This window comes from Streptomyces spiroverticillatus (assembly GCA_014650415.1).
Classification (GTDB): domain Bacteria; phylum Actinomycetota; class Actinomycetes; order Streptomycetales; family Streptomycetaceae; genus Streptomyces; species Streptomyces spiroverticillatus.
Genome location: BMUX01000006.1, coordinates 197,782 through 217,368, shown reverse-complemented (window position 1 = coordinate 217,368; position 19,587 = coordinate 197,782). Strand labels below are relative to the sequence as shown.

Genomic DNA, 19,587 nt, shown 5'->3' with positions numbered 1-19,587 from the left:
CCCTTGCCCGCCCGTCCCGCCCCCGGGGGGGCGGCCCCGCCGCCCAAGGGGACGAGGGTCACCGAGAGCGGCGGGGAGAAGTCGGCCATTCCGTCGACGAATTCGTAGAGGAGGTGGCCCTCGGTGACGGTGAGGACGACGCCCGCGCGGCGGTACACGCCGACGAGGGGGGTCCAGTCGACCTCCACGGGCGTGGCCGGCGGGGCGAAGGAGTCCGGCATCGTCACGTCCGCGTACTCCGCGAGGAGCTCCCGCATCAGGGCCGCGTAGAGGAGCCGCGCGCTGCCGCCGTTGGTGAGGAGGGCGACCGCGACCCCGGCGGAGGGGACCACGCGGAGGTAGGAGTACTGGCCGAGGGAGGCGCCGTCGTGGCCGTACCCCCGCGTGCCGTTCCAGTCGTACAGCGTCCAGCCGAGGCCCCAGCCGTCCGAGCTGACCGTCCACCTGTCGGGGACGTCCGTCTCCCAGCGCTGCATGGCGGCGACGGTCTCGGGCGAGAGGAGGCGGGTGCCGTCCTCGGCGACGCCGTTCGCGAGGTGGAGGCGGGCGAGGCGCACGACGTCGGAGGCGCTGGCGATGACCCGCCCGTACGGGCCGGCCGAGCGCGGCATCATGTCCCAGGCGGGCGCCGGGTCGGGCATCTGCCCGGGTTCGCCGAGGTGCCCCATGGCGGCGCGGAAGGCGAGGGCCTCCTCGGGGAGGGTCATGGTGTGCGTCGCGCCGAGCGGGGCGAGGAGGCGGGTCTTCAGGGCCTCGTCCCAGGTCTGGCCGGTGAGGACCTCGACGATGCGGCCGAGCACGTTGTAGCCGAAGCTGCTGTACGAGACGGCCGTGCCCGGCGGGCAGTCGAGCGCGATGTCGGCGCCGGCCTCCAGGTAGAGCGCCAGGCAGTCGTCGCCGCGCCCGCTGTCGTGGGTGAAGTCGCAGGTCAACCCGCTGGTGTGGGAGAGGAGCTGGCGGGTGGTGATGCGCTTGGTGGCCTCGGGGTCGGCGGTGGTGAAGTCCGGGAGGACGGAGGCGACCGGGGCGTCGATGTCGAGTTCGCCGGAGTCGGCGAGCCGCATCACCAGGGTGGCCGTGTAGAGCTTGGCGATCGAGCCGAGCTGGAAGACGGAGTCGACGGTCGCCTCGACGCCGGTGCCCCGGTGGAGGAGGCCGCTGGCGAGCTCGTGGACGGTGCCGTCGACGAGTACGGCGAGCGAGGCGCCGGGGATGTGGTGGGCCTCGCGGAGTTCGTCCAGCCTGGCCTGCCGGCGGGCGAGTTCGAAGGTGCGGCCGGTGGAGTCCTTGGCTCCCCAGGGACCTTCGGCCTTCCACTCGCCCCGCTCGTTCCAGCTGGCGTTGCCGGTCATGGTGCTCCCCCTCGTCGTGGGCGGCGCGCCGGTCGCCCGCTCTCCCGATGCGCACACTGCACGCATGACGGAACGCTGTGCGCAAGAGGGGTATGGCGTGCGCATCGGGTACGGGAAAGGGCGGCCCCGGAGATCAACTCCCCTCCGGGGCAGCCCTTTTCACCAAGCCGCCGCTATCCGGCGAACAGCCTCCCCAGCCCCGGCGCCCGCACCCGCCGCTGCGCCAGTCGCAGCCCCTCCCACACCGTGACCTGGTTCGCGGTCAGGACCGGCTTGCCCAACTCGCGCTCCAGGTCGGCGACATGGGCCGCCGTGTGCAGTGCCGTGTCCGGCAGGAGGACCGCCTCCGCGTCCGGGTGGTCGCCCGCGCGGGCCAGGGCGAGGACCTCGTCCCGGCCCCAGGTGCCCACCTCGGCCGCCGTGATGATGCCGCTGGCCCGGGTGAAGAGGACCTCCGCCCCGGCCGCCTTGAGGAAGGCGGCGAAGAGCTCGCAGACGTCCGCCGGGTAGGTGGCCGCCACGGCGACGCGGGTCGCGCCCAGTTCCCGTACCGCTCCCGCGAAGGCGAAGGAGGTCGAGGAGGCGGGCAGCCCGGCGGCCGCGGCCAGGCTGCGGACCTGCTCGCGGGCCCCCTCCCACCCGTACACGAAACTGGCGCTCGTGCAGGCCCAGACGACGGCCTCCGCGCCCGCGAGGCGCAGTTCTTCGACGCCGGCCGCGAGGCGGTCCGCGGAGCCCATTTCGAGGAGCGCGTCGACGCGATGGGCGTCGGTGCCGATGTCCGTGTGGACCAGCGGCAGCCGGATGTCGGGGGCGGCCAGCATCATTTCCATGCGCGGGTAGTCGTCCTCGGCGGAGTGGCCGGGGTAGAGGAATCCGATCGCGGTCATGTCAGTTCAGGCCTTCCTGCTCGGGGAACGGCGGGAGCGGCGGAGGAGTGAGCGGAGGGAGGGCTTCCGAAACGGCTTCCGGCACGGTCTCCGGAGCCATCGCCAGCGGCGCGACCGGAGGCACGACCGGCGGAACCACGGGCGACGTGCCCTGCTGCGTACCCATCAGCAGCCGCTGGTACGGACCGACCGCCTCCGCACCGAGCCGCCTCAGCGCCGACCACATCGTGACCTGGTTCGCCGAGATGACCGGCATCCGCAACTCCGCCTCCAGCTGCGGGATCACGTCGTACGTGGGGAGATTGGTGCAGCTGATGAAGAGGCAGTCGGCCGCACCGACCACCGCCCGCCGCGCCATGTCCACCACGTCCCGGTACGGCACCTTCCAGATGTGCCGGGTCAGGCCCAGGAACTCCCGGCCCGTGATGACGATGCCGGCCTGCGCCAGATACTCCTCCAGGGACTGTGTCACCGACTCCGTGTACGGGGTGACCACGGCGACCCGGCGGGCGCCGAGCGCGCCGAGCGCCTCCAGGAGCGCGCCCGATGTGGTCACCGAGGGGAGGTCCCCCGACTCGGTCTCACCGGCCCGGGACATCGCCTCGCACATGGCGCGTTCCCCGGCGAGGCCGCCGACGAAACTGCCCGAGGTGCAGGCGTACGCGACGACTTGGGGTTCGACGGCGATGAGCGCCCGGACCGCCTCGCGGAGCGTCTGGTGCTCGCTGACGAGCCGGGCGAGGTCGAGGCTGACCTCGACGGGGACGAAGGGTGTGCGGGTGAGGTGGAGGGAGATGCCGTCGGGCACCCACCGCCAGAGCTCCCGGTCGAGTGCGAAGTCGAACGGGGCCACTACCCCCACGCCGCGTTGCGGCTGTGGCCCGCCGAGAAAGTCAATGTCCAATGCGGCCCCCAGATACGGGTGTTGACGACCGTAGAGTGCGGGTACGAGTGTGGTCAATCCGTACGCCATCCGTGTAAGTCAGACGTGACGAAATGGTTTCTCCGCCATGACAGATGTGAACGATGTGACCGCTGCGCCCGGCGCGCGCGATGTGACCCTTCTTGTCCTGAATGCCGAGCCGCCGCCACGCCTGGGCAGCCTGACCGGACGGACCCGCATTCTGCACGGTGACGAGTCGACGATCGCCCGTCAACTCCCCGAGGCGGATGTGCTGTTGGTGTGGGACTTCCTGTCGGACGCGGTACGGCACGCCTGGCCGGGTCCCGGCGCACGACCGCGCTGGGTGCACACCGCGAGCGCCGGTGTGGACCACCTGATGTGCCCGGAGCTGACCGCATCGGACACCGTGGTGACCAACGCGCGGGGCATCTTCGAGACGCCGATCGCGGAGTACGTCGCGGGCCTGGTCCTGGCCGCGGCGAAGCACTTCTCCGGCACCAACGAGCTGCAGCGGCAGCGGCGTTGGCAGCACCGGGAGACCCGGAGGGTCGCCGGAACGCGGGCGGTCGTCGTCGGCTCCGGCCCGATCGGGCGCGCCGTCGCCGCCACTCTCAAGGGCCTCGGGGTGAAGGTGGCGCTGACGGGGCGCACGGCCCGCGCAGGGGTGCACGGACCCGAGGACCTCATGCCTCTCCTCGCCGGAGCGGACTGGGTGGTGGCGGCGGCGCCGCTCACCGATGCGACGCGGGGCATGTTCGACGCGCGGGCCTTCGGCGCGATGAGCCCGAACTCGTACTTCATCAATGTCGGACGCGGCCAACTCGTCGTCGAGGAAGACCTGTTGTCCGCTCTGCACAAACGGTGGATCGGCGGGGCCGCGCTCGACGTCTTCGAGCAGGAACCACTCCAGCCGGAGAGCCCGCTGTGGGACGTCCCCGGACTGGTCGTCTCCCCGCACATGAGCGGTGACGTGGTCGGCTGGCGCGACGAACTGACCACCCAGTTCCTGGAGTTGTTCGACCTGTGGGCCGCCGGAAAGCCACTTCCGAATGTAGTCGACAAGAATGTTGGGTACGTCCCCCTGCATGACTGAGCCGACAGCACTGACCGCGTTCACCGCCCACCAGTTGCTCGCCGCCTACGAGAAGGGCGAGCTGTCGCCCGTCGAGGTCGCCCGGGCCGTCCTGGACCGGGCCGAGGAGATCCAGCCGACGCTCAACGCCTTCGTGTCGATCGACCGCGAGGGCGCGCTCGGCCAGGCCCGCGCATCGGAGGAACGGTGGCGCAGGCGGGAGCCGCAGGGCCTGCTCGACGGTGTACCGGTGACGGTCAAGGACCTGCTCCTCACCAAGGGCACGCCGACCCTCCGAGGCTCGTACTCCATATCTGAGCAGGGGAGTTGGGACGAGGACTCCCCCTCGGTGGCACGATTGCGCGAGCACGGTGCGGTCTTCATCGGCAAGACGACGACCCCGGAGTTCGGCTGGAAGGGCGTCACCGACTCGCCCCGCTTCGGCGTCACCCGCAACCCGCACGACCCGTCCCGTACCTCCGGCGGCTCCAGCGGCGGCAGTGCGGCGGCGGTCGCGGCGGGCTGCGGGCCGCTCTCCGTCGGCACGGACGGGGGCGGCTCGGTCCGCATCCCGGCGTCCTTCTGCGGCATCGTCGGCATGAAGCCGACGTACGGCCGCGTCCCGCTCTACCCCTCCTCCCCCTTCGGCACGCTCGCGCACGCCGGACCCATGACCCGGGACGCGGCGGACGCGGCGCTGATGCTGGACGTGATGGCCGGGGAGGCGGACTGGCGGGACTGGTCGCAGTCGCCGGTCACCGACGACGGCGTACGCTCCGGGCTCGACGACGGGGTACGGGGCCTGCGCATCGCCTACTCCCCCACGCTCGGCGGGCAGGTCAACGTCCACCCGGAGGTGGCCGCGAAGGTGCGGGACGCGGTCTCGGCGCTGGCCTCGCTCGGCGCGTACGTCGAGGAGGCGGACCCGGACTTCGCGGACCCGGTGGAGGCGTTCCACGTGCTGTGGTTCAGCGGGGCGGCGCGGGTGGCGCAGGGGCTGGGCCGCGAGCAGCGGGAGGCGCTGGACCCGGGGCTGCGGGAGGTGGTCCGGGCGGGGGCGCGGATGAGTGCGCTGGAGTACCTGGCGGCGGTGGACGCCCGCATGGAACTGGGCCGGCGGATGGGGTCCTTCCACCGGACGTACGACGTCCTGATCACCCCCACCCTCCCGGTGACGGCCTTCGAGGCGGGCGCGGAGGCACCGCGTGGCCTCGGGGTGCGCCGCTGGACGGGCTGGACACCCTTCACCTACCCCTTCAACCTCACCCAGCAGCCGGCGGCTTCGGTGCCGTGCGGGGTGGACGGCGGGGGGCTGCCGGTGGGGGTGCAGGTGGTGGCGGCGCGCCACCGGGACGCGCTGGTGCTGAGGGTGGCGAGGGCGTTGGAGGGGGTGGCCGGGGGCTGAGGCCGGGCCGGTGCCGGGGGCGGGGCGGAAGAGAGGGCGCCCCCGGCGGAGGGCGGTCAGAAGAAGGTGCGGACGAAGACGTCCGAGACACCGTCCGTGTCGCCGGGCACGAGCCCGTCCGCCGCGGACTGGAAGACGACGTCCCGCCCCCCGGCGCTGACCGCGTCGGCCCTCGCGGTGGCGGGCTGGTCCGTGACCGTCTCGTCCGTACCCGTCTGAAGGTCGCGCAGCACCAGCGACGGCCCACCCGTGGCGTTCGGCGCGTACAGCAGGTAGCGGTCGGCGGGATCGATGGCCAACCCCGCGACGTCCGGTACCAGTTGGGCGTTGCCCGAGGCGACGTCATGGACGTACGTGTCGGCACCGGATACGTAGACGACCGTTGCGGCCGTCGTCGCTGAGCTGGACCAGCGTGGCGTCCTTGCCCGGGCCTTCGAGCGGACCGGCTGCGGTGCCGGTGGCCCGGTTCCACAGGTGGACGTCCTTCGTCAGACCGTTCTGGTACGCGACCAGGTCGCCGTCGCCGCTGATGGAGGGCCGGGACGCCTCACCGTGGCTGAGGTCGGCGACCAGCGCCTGCCCGCCCTGCTCGCCGTCCACCAGAACCCGCTGCCCGGAGTTCGTCGGCGACGCGTGGCTGACGAAGGCGTGGTAGCCGCCGGTGGTGCTCAGCGCCGGCTGGTCGCAGAAGTTGCCGGGGCACTGGACGCGCAGCGAGCCCCACTGCACCGAGTACATCTGGATCGTCCGTGCGCGCATCCGCTGCACCGGGAAGGCGATCCACGACCTGTCGGCGCTGATCGCGAGGGCGCTCGGGTCTGTCGTGACGTCGCCCATCTGCGTGGTCTGCCCGGTCCGCCGGTCGCGGAGATGGACCTGTCCGCCGGGCGAGGCGGCGTAGAGGGCGGTGGCGATACGTCTGGTACGTCTGGAAGTGCTCCGGTCCGGTCTGCGCATGCTGTTCCTCCCGGGCATGGCTTCCTCCCAGCGGTTCCCCCCTGGAAGCTCCCCCGGATGCAACCGTGAAGGGCTTTGTGGGGTCAATGCGTCGCGTGACGGACAGGAGCACACCGTTGCTTTACGTACAGGGGCCCGCCGACAAGCACGCGCCGCCGCCTGTCCGGCGGGCGTGCCTGCCCCTGCGGCCGGGGGTGCCTAGCTCTTGAAGCCGTGGTCGAGCAGCTTGCCCGCGTCCTTCGCCCGGTTCACGTCGGACGAGGAGGCCAGCAGGGTGCCGTACAGGGTCTTGGAGCCGCGCTTGGTGGCGAAGACCAGGCAGTACTTGGCGGAGGGGCCCGATCCGGTCTTGATGCCCAAGGTGCCCTTGTAGCTGGACAGCAGCGGATTCGTATTGGCCCACTTCATGTCGCGGTGACCGCCGGACTTGGTGAGTGTCCGCTGCGTCGTGGACTTGGTGGCGACCACCTTGCGGAAGGTGGCGTTCTTCATCGCGCTCATCGCGAGCTTCGTCAAATCGCGGGCGGTGGAGTAGTTGCCGTTGCCGCCGCCTCCGTCGAAGGAGTCGAAGTGGGTGTTCTTCAGGCCGAGCGAGCGGGCGGAGGCGTTCATCCTGCCGATGAAGGACTTCACCCGGGCGTCGCGGGTCTCCCCCGCGCCGAAGGTGTCGGCGAGGGCGTACGCAGCGTCGCACCCGGACGGCAGCATCAGCCCGTACAACAGCTGCCGGACCGTCACCTTGTCGCCGACGATCAGGCGGGCGGAGGAGGCGGTGTTCTTGACGATGTAGTCGCTGTACGCCTTCTGGATCGTGACCTTGGAGTCCAGGTTGAGGCCCTTGGACTCCAGGACCACCTTCGCCGTCATGATCTTGGTGGTGGAGCCGGTGGGCAGCCGGGTGTCGGCGGCCTTGGCGTACAGGGTCTTCCCCGTGGCCGCGTTCATCAGGAACGCACCCTTGGCGGTGACGGTCGGCGCCTTGGGGGCCATCGGCGCCCCGATCGCGACGGCCGGGGCGGGCGCGGCCTGCGCGGGGGCGGCCGCGACCCCGGCGGCGAGCACCGAACCGGCGGTGGCGGCCGCCGTCACGGCGACCGCGGAGGCGCGGCGAAGCTGGGGGTTGCGTAGGTTCTTCAAGGTATTCGCGGTATTGACGGTACTGACGGTGTTCACGGTGATACTCCAGATGCCCATGTCGTGCGGCCACATGAGGATGTCGCCTACCCCGCCTGACGAATGAGCGGGCACAGGGGCACGGGTTCCGCCGAGATTTCCCACCGCGCGGTCACCTGGGCGGGCGGCGGAGGGACCGGTTCAGGCCACGGCGGGAGTGCGCCGCCGGCCGCCGCGTACGGCCATGAAGATGCCGAGCGGGAGCAGGACCCCGCCGCCCACCGCGTACGCGAGCCAGGCGTCCTTGCCGGGCATGACGGCCGTGTCCGCGCCCGGCCCGTCGACGTACACGGTGACGGGCTCCTTCGGCACGGCGGGGAAGGTCGTGTCGGCCACTTCGAGGTACGGGATGTAGAAGGAACGGTCCGCCGGGTGGAAGGACCCTGCGCATTCGTACAGCGGCTTGCCCTTCTCCGAGTCCTCGGAGACGACGCACTCGGCCTCCACGAGGGTGCCCTCGACGCCGGTCAGCTGGGTGTGCAGGCGGAAGGCCGCGGTGCCCAGGAAGTACAGTCCGGCGAAGATCAACAGCAGGATTCTCCCTGCACGACCGGCCGTCACTTTTCCCCCGACTGCTCCACCAATTCCCCACCTCTATGGCGGGCTTGCGCAGATTAACCGCATCTCCCCCGCAAGCGGAATGATTTTCCTGCACTTTTCTGCGGCTGGAGAACGTCTTTTCCCCGCCGCACCCGCTGTGCTGCGATGCGCCCCATGAACCACATCGTGCGCGAGGGATACGAAGGTACCGGACCAGGGGCTATCACCCCGGACGGGTGCTCCGTGGAGCATTACAAGCGGGCCGGGGTCAGGGACGAACCCGAGTGGATCGCCAAGGGCATCGGCGAGCGCCTCCGGGGGCTGCGTCTGCTCGAACTCGGCTCCGGGGTTGGCCGGTTGACCAGGCCGCTCACAGAGATGGGTCTTGAGGTGACCGCCGTCGACGAGTCCCCGGAGATGCTGGCGGCGGTACGGGAGAGCCTTCCCGGCGTACGGACCGTGCGCAGCGCGATCGAGACGCTGGAGCTGGGCGGGGAGCGGGGCGTCGAACGCTTCGACGTGGTGCTGCTCGCGTCGTTCCTGGTGCACGCGGGGCTGGAAGGGGTGCGGGAGGGAATCCTGGCGTCCTGCCGGCGGCACGTGGCCGAGGACGGGGTGGTGCTGATCCAGCGGGAGGCGGCGGGGATGCACGAGAACCTGCCGTACGAGCGGCACATGGAGGGCGGCGGAGTCGTCCGGATCGCGGCGTCGACGCCGGCGGAGGGGGTGGGGAGGCCGGGGGCGCGGACGGTGGTGGCGGAGTACTACTACCCCGACGCGAAGTGGACGCAGACGTTCCTGTCCTGTCCGCTGACGGACGAGGAGTTCGAGGCGGCGCTCGGGGAGGCGGGGCTGGCGTTGACGGGGTACATGGACCCGGCGAAGACGTGGGCGCGGGCCGTGCCGGTCGGGCCGTAGGCCCTGGATCCATGGGACCGCAGGGCCGGGACACGCAGGGCCACGGGCTGAAGGGCTCGTGGTCTACCGGTCGCTCTCCGTCGTCGCGAGGATGCGCCGCGCCCAGCGCCTTCGGCGGCGCGTCAGGAACCAGTTCAGGCCCTGAAGGCACGCCAGGCCACTCCACAGCGCGACCTGCCCCCAGTCCCTGCTCAAGCCCCCCATCACCGCGTTGACCAGCATGATCACCGCCGCGATCGGGTACACCCACTTGCCCAGGGTCGTACCCCGCATGCTCTTGCGGGCCAGTTCCGCGATCGCCGCCCGCGCCCGCGGCGACTCCGGAACCCTCCCCTGGTTCATCCGCCGGGCCAGCACCGGCAGCGCCTCGGCCGGCACCCCCAGCTCCTCGGACCACTGCCGCCGCAGCCGCACCCCGCTCCAGGCCACGACCGCCCAGCACACCACGGCGCCGAACCCGATCCCCGTCGCAAACCAGAGGTCCAGCAACAGCGCGGCCAGCACGGTCAGCACCACGAACAGCCCGGCCAGCCCCCACAGCAGGGGCCGCGGGCCGTCCAGCCGTCTTCTCTCCGCCTGCCAGTCGAAGCCCAGGTCGTCGGAGGCGTCGGCGTACGGGGCGGCCATCGAGGGCTCCTTCGGGGTCGGCGGCTCGACTCGCGCCGCTCAACTCATCTGCCGCAGCGCGGAGTTCGGGTGCCCCCGCCCCCGTACCGCATGCGCATGCCCCCTCAGTCCCGCCGAAAGCTCAGCGTCTCCCCCACCGCGCCCGCGCGCCACAGGTCCTGGCAGGCGTCGGCCATGCGGTCCAGGCCCTCCACCACCGCGCCCCAGACGATGCCGGGGACCCAGCCCTGGTCACCGTTGAGGAGGAGGTTGTTGCGCTCGTAGAAGAGGGCGAGGTCGACGATGGTGGGGCGGTCCTGGCGGACGTGGTCGGCGGAGTAGCCGTGGGAGCCGGTGGCGAGTTGGGTGCCCGCGAAGGAGAAGTAGCAGAGGTCGCCCGGGATGGGCGTGACGGTGGGGTTCTCCAGCGGGGGTTCCGCGTCCGCGAAGGCCGGGAAGAGGGCGTAGATCTCGTTGCGGGCGTACTTCGCGTGGTAGACGTCGCCGCCGAGCGGGAGGGCGTCCCAGACGGCGGAGCAGGTGATCGGGGCCAGGTCGTCGAGGAGCTTCGCGGTGCAGCGCACACCGCGCTTGTCGAGTGATATGTCCACGAATCGGTCGGTCATCTTCCCATCGTGCGCGGGAGTTCACTCTCGTCAAGGGTGCATCTGCCGCCCCTGGGGCCGGAATTGAGTGGAGTGGGATGTGAACTCCTGGGTAGCCGCGCGCCCATGGCTCCTACGAGTAGTGAGAGAAGACCACACATAGCCAGGCGCACTCTTTTGCGCGGTGGGGCGGTGGCGCTGGGCGCGGCGGGGGCGCTCGGGGTCGCCGGGTGCAGCAAGGTGCCGACCGGGGACACCCTGGCCCGGCTGAAGTCGCAGGGGATCGTACGGCTGGGAATCGCCGGTGAGGCGCCGTACGGGTACATCAACGACCAGGGGGAGTTCACCGGCGAGGCCGTCGAGCTGGCGAAGGTGATCTTCGGGCGGCTGGGGGTGGGCAAGGTCCAGCCGGTGGCCACCGACTTCTCGTCGCTCATCCCGGGCCTCAACTCCCAGCAGTTCGACTGCGTGTCGGCCGGGATGTACATCAACAAGGACCGCTGCGCGCAGGTGATCTTCGCCGACCCGGAGTACCAGATGCTGGACTCCTTCCTGGTGAAGAAGGGCAACCCGCTGGGCCTGACGTCGTACCAGGACGTGAAGGCGAAGAAGGCCAGGATCGCCACCGGCACCGGCTACGCGGAGATCGACTACGCGGTCTCGGCCGGCATCCCGGAGAAGGAGATCGTGATCCTCCAGGACCCGGTCGCCGGGCTGAACGCGGTGGAGGCGGGCCGCGTGGACGTCTTCGCGGGTACGGCGCTGACCGGCCGCGAGGTCGTCCGCAACAGCACGAAGGTCGAGGCCACGGCGCCTTTCGCGCCGCTCGTCGACGGCAAGAAGAAGATCGACGGCGGCGGCTTCGCCTTCCGCAGGCTGGACGCCGAGCTGCGCGACGCCTTCAACGTGGAGATCCACAAGATGAAGAAGAGCGGAGAGCTGTTCCGCATCCTGAAGCCGTTCGGCTTCACGCAGGCGGAGATGACGACGCTCACGGCCGAGGAGTTGTGCCGATGAGCGGGGGCCTGTGGCAGCACTGGATACTTCCCGGGATCTGGACGACGGTCCAACTCACCGTCTACTCGGCCCTCTTGGCGGCGGTGGTTGCCTTCGGCATCGGGATGGCGCGCACCCACCGGCTGTGGGTCGTGCGCTTCCTGGCGGGCGTCTACACGGAGGTCTTCCGGGGGACGTCGGCGCTGGTCCTGATGTTCTGGCTGTTCTTCGTCGTCCCCGGTCTGATCGGCTGGGCGTTCGTCCCGATGTGGGCGGCCGTGCTGGCACTCGGTCTCTCGTACGGTGCGTACGGCGCCGAGGTCGTGCGGGGCGCGCTCGCCTCGGTGGCGCCCGCGCAGCGCGAGGCGGGGGTCGCGCTGAGCTTCACGCCCTGGCAGCGGATGCGGCTGATCCTGCTGCCGCAGGCGGTGCCGGAGATGATCCCGCCGTTCAGCAACCTCCTCGTCGAGCTGCTCAAGGGGACGGCGCTGGTGTCGCTGCTCGGCATCGGTGACGTGTCGTTCGCCGCGTACCTGGTGCGCCTGGCCACCCAGGAGAGCGCACAGATCTACTCGGTCACCCTCGTCATCTACTTCGTGATCGCGTTCCTCCTGACGCGCGGCATGAAGGCGGTCGAACGCAAGGCCAAGGCCGGGATCGGGATCGACGTGAAGGCGCAGATCTCCGGGGGGACGCGATGAACGGCAACTGGGACTGGTCCGCGGTGGCGGACTTCATGCCGCGCTTCTGGGACGGGGTGCTGCTCACCCTCCAGGTGCTGGCACTGGGCTCCCTCCTCTCCTTCTCGCTGGGCCTGGTGTGGGCCTTCGGGCTGCGCTCGGCCTCGCGCTTCGTGCGGTGGCCGGTGAACGTCGTCACCGAGTTCATCCGCAACACGCCCCTCCTCGTACAGCTCTTCTTCCTCTTCTTCGTGCTGCCGGAGTGGGGTGTGCAGTTCTCGGCGCTCACCACCGGCACGGTCGCGATCGGGCTGCACTACTCGACGTACACCGCACAGGTCTACAAGGCGGGCATCGACGCCGTGCCCGTCGGCCAGTGGGAGGCGGCGACGGCACTGAGCCTGCCCGCGCACCGCACGTGGTTCGCGGTGATCCTCCCGCAGGCCATCCGCCGCATCGTGCCGGCGCTCGGCAACTACGTGGTCTCGATGCTGAAGGACACCCCGCTGCTTGCCGGGATCAGTGTGCTGGAGATGCTCCAGCAGGCCCGGCTGGAGAGCGCGTCGACCTTCCAGTACACCGAGCCGCTGACCGTCGTCGGCGTCGCCTTCATCCTCATCGCCTACCCGGCGTCCCTTCTGCTGCGAGCCCTGGAGCGTCGCCTTGTCCGCTGAAAACGCAATCCCGGCCCCCGAAAACCCCGCCGCCACCGACGAGTTGATCAGATTCGACAACGTCACCAAGCGGTTCGGGAAGAACACCGTCCTGGACAACCTGTGCTTCTCGGTCAAGCCGGGCAAGCACGTGACCCTGATCGGCCCGTCGGGCTCCGGCAAGACGACGATCCTGCGCCTGCTGATGACGCTGATGAAGCCCGAGGAGGGCACCATCCACGTCAACGGGCAGCAGCTCTACCCGACCCAGGGCGAGAAGCAGCTCCGCGAGATCCGCAAGAACATCGGGATGGTCTTCCAGCAGTTCAACCTCTTCCCGAACATGACCGTCCTGCGCAACATCACCGAGGCCCCGGTGCGCGTACTGGGCCTGTCCAAGGACGAGGCGGAGCAGCGGGCCCGTGATCTGCTCGACCTGGTGGGCCTGGGCGACCGCTGCGACGCCAAGCCGACCCAGCTCTCCGGCGGCCAGCAGCAGCGCGTCGCCATCGCCCGCGCCCTCGCGATGCGCCCGCAGGTCCTCCTCCTCGACGAGGTGACCTCCGCCCTCGACCCGGAGCTGGTGGCCGGCGTCCTGGACGTACTGAGGGACATCGCCCGCACCACCGACATCACCATGCTCTGCGTGACGCACGAGATGAACTTCGCCCGGGACATCTCGGACGACGTGCTGATGTTCGACTCGGGCCGGGTGATCGAGTCGGGCCCGCCGGAGAAGATCTTCGGTGACCCGGAGCACGAGCGGACGCGGGAATTCCTGGGCGCGGTGCTCTGACCCCCGCGGGGGCACCCCACGCGAAAACTGTGATCTGCCCCTGGCATATGCCAGGAGCGGCGCCCCGCAGGTCACAGGGGTGACTCCCCCATGCCCCCGGAAGTCAATTTGTCAACCCCCGCCCCGCTGGCGGGGGTTGACGGCTATCGTGGCGCGTGACGACGCACGATCGACGCAGCCGCAGCCACACCGCAGTCACACCGCATACGCAGCCACATCGCACACGCAGCCGTTCCACAGCCATACCTCACCTGCCGTAGGGGGACACCGTGGCGCCGACGCCCGAGCCGACCACGCCGCAGCAGCCGCAGGGCGCGCAGCGCCAGGTGCGGCACTCACTGCGCGTACTGGAGACGGTCTCCCGGCACAGCGGCGGCGTCACCGCCGACCGCATCGCCCGCGAGACGGCACTCACCCCCGCCGAACTGCGTCCGGTGCTCCTGATGCTCCGCCGCGAGGGGTACGTCGAGCAGGTCGCCGACGGCGCGTACGTCACCGGCGAGGCCCTGGAGCTGGTCGGCGCCCCGGGCACCACCCGCCGCGAGCTGGTCCAGCAGCGCCTCCAGGCGACCCTGGAGACGCTCCGCGACTCGGTCGGCGCGGCGATATACCTGGGCCGGTACGTGGACGGCGAGATCAAGGTGACCCAGGTCGCCGAGGGCCCGCTGACCCCGGCGGTCAACGAGTGGGTCGACTTCCGCTCCTCCGCGCACGCCAGCGCGGTCGGCAAGTGCCTGCTGACCCAGCTCGACCGGGACGGCCGCCGCGACCACCTCTCCCGCCACAAGACGGCCCGTCTCACCTCGCGCACGATCACCAACGAACGCGTCCTCTTCTCCAAGCTGGACGCCCAGCCCCCGACCGTCCCGGTCCTGGACCTCCAGGAGTACGCACTGGGCACGGTCTGCGCGGCGGTCCCCCTCACGGCGGGCGCGGCCGTGGGCTGCCTGGCCCTCTCGCTCCCCCTGGAACACGCGCACCGCCTGCGCCAGGCGGCGGACGCGCTGAACCGCCGGGCGACGCCGATGGCCCTCTCGCTCTCCCTGTAGACCGCTGCTTCCCGCGGTTTTCCCGCCACGGGACCCGCTGCGGAGGCCCGTGGTCGCGAGCACCCCCTCGGACCAGGTACGATTTACGAGTCAAGCGCCGCTAGCTCAGTTGGTTAGAGCAGCTGACTCTTAATCAGCGGGTCCGGGGTTCGAGTCCCTGGCGGCGCACCTGACAAGGAGGGCCGGTACCGATTCACTCGGTACCGGCCCTCCTTGCTATCTCCACCCGGGATGCGCCCGGTACCACTCCACCGTCGCCGCGAGCCCCTCCCCGAACGGAACCTCGGGGGCGTACCCCAGCTCCTCCCGGATCCGGCTGTCGTCGAGCGCGTACCGCAGGTCGTGCCCCTTGCGGTCCTCCACGTGCCGTACGAGCCCGGGGTCGGCCCCCGTGAGCTCCACCAGCATCCCGGCCAGCCGGACATTGGTCAGCGCGTCCCCACCGCCCACGTTGTACACACGCCCGGCGCTCCCCTTCATCAGCACCAGATCCACGGCCCGCGAATGATCGTCCACATGCAGCCACTCCCGGACGTTCTCCCCGGTCCCGTACAGCGGAACGGTCTCGCCGGCGAGCAGCCGGGAAGCGAACCGCGGGATGAGCTTCTCCGGGTGCTGGCGGGGCCCGTAATTGTTGCAGCACCGCGTGACCCGGACATCGAGCCCATGAGTCCGCCAGTACGCGCGGGCGAGGAGATCACTGCTCGCCTTGGAGGCGGCGTACGGAGAATTCGGCGCGAGCGGCGACGCCTCGGTCCACACCCCCTCCTCGATGGACCCGTACACCTCGTCGGTGGAAACGACGACGACCGGCCCGACGCCGGTGCGCAGACACGCATCAAGAAGGGTCTGGGTCCCGAGCACATTCGTCCGCACGAAGGCCGTGGCGGAATCAATGGAACGGTCGACGTGGGACTCGGCGGCGAAGTGGACGACGGCGTCGTGCCCGGGGAGCAGGTCGAGCAGCAGCGACGCGTCGCAGACGTCGCCGTGGACGAAGGTGAGCCGGGGGTGGTCGGCCGGAAGATTCTCCCGCCGCCCGGCATAGGTCAGCAGGTCAAGCACGGTGACCCGGTCCTGCTCCCGCCCCGGCATCCGCCCTTCGAGCAGCATCCGGGCATACGCCGAGCCGATGAATCCGGCGGCGCCGGTGAGCAGGATATTCATGGCCGTACGACTCTCCGCTGCCGGGAACGTGCAACGGCCGAGCGTACCGGGCCGGGGGGCGGAGGGTCGGCTGTGCCGCTCCAGCACGGGCCTGCGCCGAACCTGCGACTCCGCCGCACGGGCGCGACCGGGCTGCTTGGCCGTGCCCCTTCAGGGGCGCGGGGAACTGCGCGAGCAACCACCCACCCAGCCGCGCGGCCGAGCGCTTTAGGTGAAGGGGCGGGGCTGGGGCCTCCTTGGCCCAGCGGGCCGGAGCTTCACGCACCCAACACCGGGAGGCGCCCCGAGGGCCCCGGGGCCGCGCGCACCCGGTATCGGGGGTGCGGGCAGAGGCCGGGACCGGGGCGGGCCCGGAGCGAGGGGGCCGCCCCCTTGCCCGCCCGTCCCGCCCCCGGGGGGCGGCCCCGCCGCCCAAGGGGGCGAGGGAAGAGGGGGGGGAGGGGCGGCCCCCGCCGCCCAAGGGGGCGAGGGAGGGGAGGGAGGAGGCGGGCGGCCCCGCCCGAGGGGGCTGAGGGAAGAGGGAAGGGTGCCCCTCCCGAGGGCGAGGCCGCGCCTGCCCGGGCCGGGAGGGAAGGAGCGCGCCCCCACCACGGCCCGAGTGGTCAGCAGCAGTCGCCCTCCTGCATCTGCCCCCGCACCCCGTGCCAGTCCGGCACCTCCGCACGCCGGGCAGCAGCCGAAGCCGGGCGGCGGGCAGCAGCCGAGGCCGGGCCGCCCGCATACGCCTCACCCAGCGCGGAGCCCTCGTGGACCCGGCCGCCCACCACCGCCCCCCGCACCCTCACCAGATCGTCGAAGTCGACCAGCGGATTGCCCTCCACGATCGTCAGGTCGCCCAGCTTGCCGACCTCGACCGTGCCCAGGTCCCGGTCCGCCCCGAAGAGTTCCGCCGGAGTGCGGGTCACCGTCCGCAGGGCTTCGGCCGCCGTGAAGCCGCCCCGGACGAGTGCCCGCAGCACCACGTGGAGGGCGAGTCCGACGGTCATGATCGGGGTGTCGGTGCCGATGGCCAGCCGGCCGCCCGCGTCCACGAGACCCCGGTAGGTCGTCAGCTCCCGGCGCAGGGCGAGCCGTTCGGTGTCGGTGGGGCGCTTGGCTGCGGAGGCCCGGACCGCCGCCGCGTCCCACGGCGGCATCATCGCGGTGACCCGCACGTCGTCGGCGAGTTCGGGGAAGTCCCCGAGGAGGGGGGAGGCGACGAAGGGCGTGGCGAGGAGCTTCAGCCCGCCGTCGACGTACGCCGAGACCGTGTCCGCGTAGGTGAAGCCCTCGCTGGTCGCCCCGTGCCCCTGTTCGGCGCGTTCGGTGGCGATGAGGTGGCTGGTGAGGTCCTCGCCGCTCTGCACGCCCTGGGAGACCAGGTGGGACCCGGACAGCACGCCGAGTTCCTCGTGCCCGAAGCGGGCGGCCCGCTTCATGTGGTCCAGCGGGGCCCGTACGTACGTCTTCACGAAGTCCCAGTCCAGCGCGGCGCCCCGGGCGAGCGAGCGGCGCAGTCCGGCGTCCGTCCGGTGGGCGCGGCCCATGCTGTAGGCGACGCGGGAGCCGTCGAGGAGTTCGCCGGTGGTCAGCAGGCGCGGACCGTTCAGCCGTCCGGCGACGATGTCCTCCCGGAGCCTGGCCTGTTCGTAGGAGAAACCGGCGAGGGAGACGGTCGTGGTGATCCCGTACGCCAGCGAGACGGCGGTCTGCCGGGCCCCGTACGTGTACTGCCAGGGGTGGGTGTGCGCGTCCCAGAGGCCGGGCAGGACGGTCTGCCGCGACGCGTCGACGAAGCGGCCCGCCCGGCGGCCCTCCCGGTGCGGTTCGATCGCGGTGATGCGCCCGTCGCGGATGACGATGTCGACGTCCGTCCGCACCCGCCCGTCCGCGGCGGTGCCGTCCCAGAGGCGTCCGGCGTGCACGACGACGTCGGCGGGGGCGGAGCTGCGGTAGTCGAGCCGCACCGGGATCTCGCGGCCCGCACCCTTGGCGCCCCGGGTGGTGAGCCGCGCCTTGCCCTCGGCGAGGTAGAGGAGCGTGCGCGAGTCGGCGGCCCAACTGGGGTGGTCCGCACCGAAGTCGGAGACCTGGCGGGCCTCCCCGGCCGGGGTGCCGTCGGCCGTCACCGGCAGCACCCACAGCGCGGACTCGCTGACCACGGCGAGCCATTTGCCGTCGTGCGACCAGGCGGGCCCGGAGGCGTACCGGTCGGAGAGCGAGCCGAAGCGGGCGACGGGGTGGAGCCGGGAGGCCCCGGTCGCGACCTCGACGACCCGGATGAGGTTGTAGCCCTCCCGGAAGCGGAAGTTGAGCCGGTTGCGGTCCGCGTAGGCGATGTACCGCCCGTCGGGCGACCAGCTCGGCGGTCCGGGCAGCCCGCCTCCGCCGAGCGGCGCGGCGACGACCTTCTCGCTGCCGCTCGCCAGGTCCCGTACGACCAGCCCTCCCGCCATGTCGAGGGCGGCCAGCCACTTCCCGTCCGGCGAGAGGGCGGGGTGCGTGCGCCCGCCTCCGGCGAGCAACTCGTCCTTGCCGGTGGCGAGTTCGACCCTGCGCACCCCGTTGAGCCCGTCGCGGTCGTCGACGTACAGCAGCCATCGCCCGTCGCGACTGTAGGACGGCCCCTGCACATAGACACTCGGCTTGGCCTCCACCACCCGCCTCGGCCGGGCACCCCGCCCCGAAGTGGGCTGCACCCAGAGCGAGTTGAGGGCGACGAAGGCGAAGGACTTGCCGTCGGGGGCGAGCACCGGCTGCTGGATGCCGCGTACGCGACGGGTGCCGCGCGGCTCGAACTCGTACCTCTTCACCCGGTACGAGGGCCGCTCGACCGGCAGCGTCGCACGGAACGGCACCTTCTCGCCGGTGCTCGCCCGATCCGGCCGGACGATCTGGAACTGGCCGTCGAGGGTGACCAGCAGCCGCTCCTCGTCCAGCCAGCGGGGCGGCACGACGGCGAGCGAGCCTCCGACCTTGGCCTCCTTGCCGTCGACGACGAGCGCGACGGGCTGGAAGCGGGCGGTGGCGCCGGTCGCGGTGGTGCGCAGCCAGGCGGTGCGGCCGCCCGGGGAGACGGCGGGGGTCTGGAGCCCGCCGGGCGGGGCGGTGGCGGGCTCGGCGTGCACGGTCTCGACCGGTCCGCTGCCGTCCGCCGGGACGGAGGCGATCGTACGGGCCTGGAGTGCGGCCCCTTCGACGCCGCCGCGCACGAACAGCACCCGGGAGCCGTCGCCGCCCCACGCGGGGTCGAAGTCCTCCCACGCCTTGTCCTGGTGCGGCCCCGCCTGCCCGGGGAGCCCGGTGACCTGCCGCAGCTTCCCGCTCGCGACCTCGACGGTCCAGATCCGGTACGGGCTGCCCTTGACCGGGTCGCCGCCGCGCTCTGAGGAGAAGGCGAGCCGGGTGCCGTCCGGCGACCAGACGGGGCCGCGGTCGTCCCACGGCCCGTCGGTGAGGGCCCGCAGCCCGCTGCCGTCGGCGTTCAGCACCCAGATGTGGAAGTGGCCGCCCCGGTAGCCGGACAGGGCGATGCGGCGGCCGTCGGGCGAGAGGACGGGGCGGGAGGGTTCGAGGTCGGGCGGGGTGAGGGCGGTGGCGGGTCTGCCGTCGGCGCGGAAGGACCACAGGACGTTCTGGACCTCGGCGACGAAGTGGCCGCGGTGGACGGTGGCGGCGCCGTTGGTGGCGGCGGTGAGGCGGAGGCTGCGCGGGGCGGCGACGGCTTCCGGGACGGCGACCGCCCCACCGGCGGCTCCCACGGCGACGGCTCCGACGGTGGCGGTGGCGGCCTGGAGGAAGGTGCGGCGCGGCATGGAGGGCACGGGGTTCTCCCTGGGACTCGT

18 protein-coding genes, 1 tRNA gene and 1 pseudogene are annotated in these 19,587 nt (G+C 71.6%); 9 read left to right on the top strand and 11 right to left on the bottom strand.

The features are described 5' to 3' along the window. Positions 1-341: 341 nt before the first annotated feature. The 3 genes and pseudogenes from IE269_RS18235 to IE269_RS18225 form a co-directional block, all read right to left on the bottom strand. Positions 342-1,352, bottom strand: a pseudogene (locus tag IE269_RS18235) (serine hydrolase domain-containing protein); the annotation flags it as partial. A 173-nt stretch (positions 1,353-1,525) separates the two neighbouring features. Then, a complete protein-coding gene (locus IE269_RS18230; protein ID WP_189824060.1) occupies positions 1,526-2,242 on the bottom strand; it encodes a maleate cis-trans isomerase family protein in 717 nt (238 codons plus the stop codon). 1 nt (position 2,243) lies between these two features. Next, a complete protein-coding gene (locus tag IE269_RS18225; RefSeq protein WP_189824059.1) occupies positions 2,244-3,146 on the bottom strand; it encodes a maleate cis-trans isomerase family protein in 903 nt (300 codons plus the stop codon). A gap of 106 nt (positions 3,147-3,252) precedes the next feature. Here IE269_RS18225 and IE269_RS18220 point away from each other — a divergent pair, with 106 nt between their 5' ends. Together IE269_RS18220 and IE269_RS18215 are read left to right on the top strand one after the other, a co-directional pair. Then, positions 3,253-4,239: a D-2-hydroxyacid dehydrogenase gene (locus tag IE269_RS18220; protein WP_189824058.1), complete on the top strand. Its 987-nt coding sequence runs from the start codon at positions 3,253-3,255 to the stop codon at positions 4,237-4,239. Further along, positions 4,232-5,623 (top strand): amidase, encoded by a 1,392-nt coding sequence (locus IE269_RS18215; protein ID WP_189824057.1) that lies wholly within the window; start codon positions 4,232-4,234, stop codon positions 5,621-5,623. Before IE269_RS18220 ends, IE269_RS18215 begins: the two co-directional genes overlap by 8 nt. 56 nt (positions 5,624-5,679) lie before the next feature. Here the strand turns inward: IE269_RS18215 and IE269_RS18210 are convergent, their stop codons facing one another. The 4 genes from IE269_RS18210 to IE269_RS18195 all read right to left on the bottom strand — a co-directional run bounded on the left by IE269_RS18210 (position 5,680) and on the right by IE269_RS18195 (position 8,281). Then, positions 5,680-5,922 (bottom strand): hypothetical protein, encoded by a 243-nt coding sequence (locus IE269_RS18210; RefSeq protein ID WP_189824056.1) that lies wholly within the window; start codon positions 5,920-5,922, stop codon positions 5,680-5,682. 43 nt (positions 5,923-5,965) lie between these two features. Then, positions 5,966-6,580: a WD40 repeat domain-containing protein gene (locus tag IE269_RS18205; RefSeq protein ID WP_189824055.1), complete on the bottom strand. Its 615-nt coding sequence runs from the start codon at positions 6,578-6,580 to the stop codon at positions 5,966-5,968. Between the two features lie 198 nt (positions 6,581-6,778). Further along, positions 6,779-7,789 (bottom strand): D-alanyl-D-alanine carboxypeptidase family protein, encoded by a 1,011-nt coding sequence (locus IE269_RS18200; protein WP_189824054.1) that lies wholly within the window; start codon positions 7,787-7,789, stop codon positions 6,779-6,781. Between the two features lie 105 nt (positions 7,790-7,894). Then, positions 7,895-8,281: a hypothetical protein gene (locus IE269_RS18195; RefSeq protein ID WP_189824053.1), complete on the bottom strand. Its 387-nt coding sequence runs from the start codon at positions 8,279-8,281 to the stop codon at positions 7,895-7,897. Between the two features lie 198 nt (positions 8,282-8,479). Here IE269_RS18195 and IE269_RS18190 point away from each other — a divergent pair, with 198 nt between their 5' ends. Continuing rightward, positions 8,480-9,211: a class I SAM-dependent methyltransferase gene (locus tag IE269_RS18190; RefSeq protein WP_189824291.1), complete on the top strand. Its 732-nt coding sequence runs from the start codon at positions 8,480-8,482 to the stop codon at positions 9,209-9,211. A gap of 63 nt (positions 9,212-9,274) precedes the next feature. Here IE269_RS18190 and IE269_RS18185 read toward each other — a convergent pair whose 3' ends face one another. Together IE269_RS18185 and IE269_RS18180 are read right to left on the bottom strand one after the other, a co-directional pair. Then, complete coding sequence (locus tag IE269_RS18185) at positions 9,275-9,838, bottom strand: hypothetical protein (RefSeq protein WP_189824052.1); 564 nt, start codon at positions 9,836-9,838, stop codon at positions 9,275-9,277. A gap of 104 nt (positions 9,839-9,942) precedes the next feature. Beyond that, complete coding sequence (locus tag IE269_RS18180) at positions 9,943-10,443, bottom strand: DUF3830 family protein (RefSeq protein WP_189824051.1); 501 nt, start codon at positions 10,441-10,443, stop codon at positions 9,943-9,945. A gap of 105 nt (positions 10,444-10,548) precedes the next feature. Between IE269_RS18180 and ehuB the strand changes: the two genes are divergently transcribed. The 6 genes from ehuB (at position 10,549) to IE269_RS18150 (ending at position 14,764) form a co-directional block, all read left to right on the top strand. Next, positions 10,549-11,439, top strand: coding sequence for an ectoine/hydroxyectoine ABC transporter substrate-binding protein EhuB (ehuB, locus tag IE269_RS18175; protein ID WP_189824050.1), 891 nt, complete (start codon positions 10,549-10,551; stop codon positions 11,437-11,439). Continuing rightward, positions 11,436-12,119 carry an ectoine/hydroxyectoine ABC transporter permease subunit EhuC gene (gene ehuC / locus IE269_RS18170; RefSeq protein ID WP_189824049.1) on the top strand — a complete coding sequence of 228 codons (684 nt, stop codon included), beginning with the start codon at positions 11,436-11,438 and terminating at the stop codon, positions 12,117-12,119. Before ehuB ends, ehuC begins: the two co-directional genes overlap by 4 nt. Beyond that, on the top strand, positions 12,116-12,772 hold the full coding sequence (gene ehuD / locus IE269_RS18165; protein ID WP_189824048.1) for an ectoine/hydroxyectoine ABC transporter permease subunit EhuD: 657 nt from the start codon (positions 12,116-12,118) through the stop codon (positions 12,770-12,772). Before ehuC ends, ehuD begins: the two co-directional genes overlap by 4 nt. Further along, positions 12,762-13,547, top strand: coding sequence for an ectoine/hydroxyectoine ABC transporter ATP-binding protein EhuA (ehuA, locus tag IE269_RS18160; RefSeq protein ID WP_438817582.1), 786 nt, complete (start codon positions 12,762-12,764; stop codon positions 13,545-13,547). The genes ehuD and ehuA overlap by 11 nt, the downstream gene beginning before the upstream one ends. A 269-nt stretch (positions 13,548-13,816) precedes the next feature. Then, positions 13,817-14,596 carry an IclR family transcriptional regulator gene (locus tag IE269_RS18155; RefSeq protein WP_229897914.1) on the top strand — a complete coding sequence of 260 codons (780 nt, stop codon included), beginning with the start codon at positions 13,817-13,819 and terminating at the stop codon, positions 14,594-14,596. Positions 14,597-14,690: 94 nt separating this feature from the next. Further along, positions 14,691-14,764 (top strand) — tRNA-Lys (locus IE269_RS18150). Between the two features lie 48 nt (positions 14,765-14,812). Here IE269_RS18150 and rfbB read toward each other — a convergent pair. Both rfbB and IE269_RS18140 read right to left on the bottom strand, forming a co-directional pair. After that, positions 14,813-15,763 carry a dTDP-glucose 4,6-dehydratase gene (gene rfbB, locus IE269_RS18145; RefSeq protein ID WP_189824047.1) on the bottom strand — a complete coding sequence of 317 codons (951 nt, stop codon included), beginning with the start codon at positions 15,761-15,763 and terminating at the stop codon, positions 14,813-14,815. A gap of 602 nt (positions 15,764-16,365) precedes the next feature. Next, positions 16,366-19,557, bottom strand: a complete 3,192-nt coding sequence (locus IE269_RS18140) for an amidohydrolase family protein (RefSeq protein WP_189824288.1) — start codon at positions 19,555-19,557, stop codon at positions 16,366-16,368. Positions 19,558-19,587: the final 30 nt, after the last annotated feature.

What these genes read in the sequence shown, in the direction of transcription:
- IE269_RS18230 (WP_189824060.1), bottom strand. Translation starts at nt 2,242, where the DNA reads ATGACCGCGATCGGATTCCTCTACCCCGGCCACTCCGCCGAGGACGAC.
- IE269_RS18220 (WP_189824058.1), top strand. Translation starts at nt 3,253, where the DNA reads ATGACAGATGTGAACGATGTGACCGCTGCGCCCGGCGCGCGCGATGTG.
- IE269_RS18215 (WP_189824057.1), top strand. Translation starts at nt 4,232, where the DNA reads ATGACTGAGCCGACAGCACTGACCGCGTTCACCGCCCACCAGTTGCTC.
- IE269_RS18205 (WP_189824055.1), bottom strand. Translation starts at nt 6,580, where the DNA reads ATGCGCAGACCGGACCGGAGCACTTCCAGACGTACCAGACGTATCGCC.
- IE269_RS18200 (WP_189824054.1), bottom strand. Translation starts at nt 7,789, where the DNA reads ATGTGGCCGCACGACATGGGCATCTGGAGTATCACCGTGAACACCGTC.
- IE269_RS18185 (WP_189824052.1), bottom strand. Translation starts at nt 9,838, where the DNA reads ATGGCCGCCCCGTACGCCGACGCCTCCGACGACCTGGGCTTCGACTGG.
- IE269_RS18180 (WP_189824051.1), bottom strand. Translation starts at nt 10,443, where the DNA reads ATGACCGACCGATTCGTGGACATATCACTCGACAAGCGCGGTGTGCGC.
- ehuB (WP_189824050.1), top strand. Translation starts at nt 10,549, where the DNA reads ATGGCTCCTACGAGTAGTGAGAGAAGACCACACATAGCCAGGCGCACT.
- ehuC (WP_189824049.1), top strand. Translation starts at nt 11,436, where the DNA reads ATGAGCGGGGGCCTGTGGCAGCACTGGATACTTCCCGGGATCTGGACG.
- ehuD (WP_189824048.1), top strand. Translation starts at nt 12,116, where the DNA reads ATGAACGGCAACTGGGACTGGTCCGCGGTGGCGGACTTCATGCCGCGC.
- rfbB (WP_189824047.1), bottom strand. Translation starts at nt 15,763, where the DNA reads ATGAATATCCTGCTCACCGGCGCCGCCGGATTCATCGGCTCGGCGTAT.
- IE269_RS18140 (WP_189824288.1), bottom strand. Translation starts at nt 19,557, where the DNA reads ATGCCGCGCCGCACCTTCCTCCAGGCCGCCACCGCCACCGTCGGAGCC.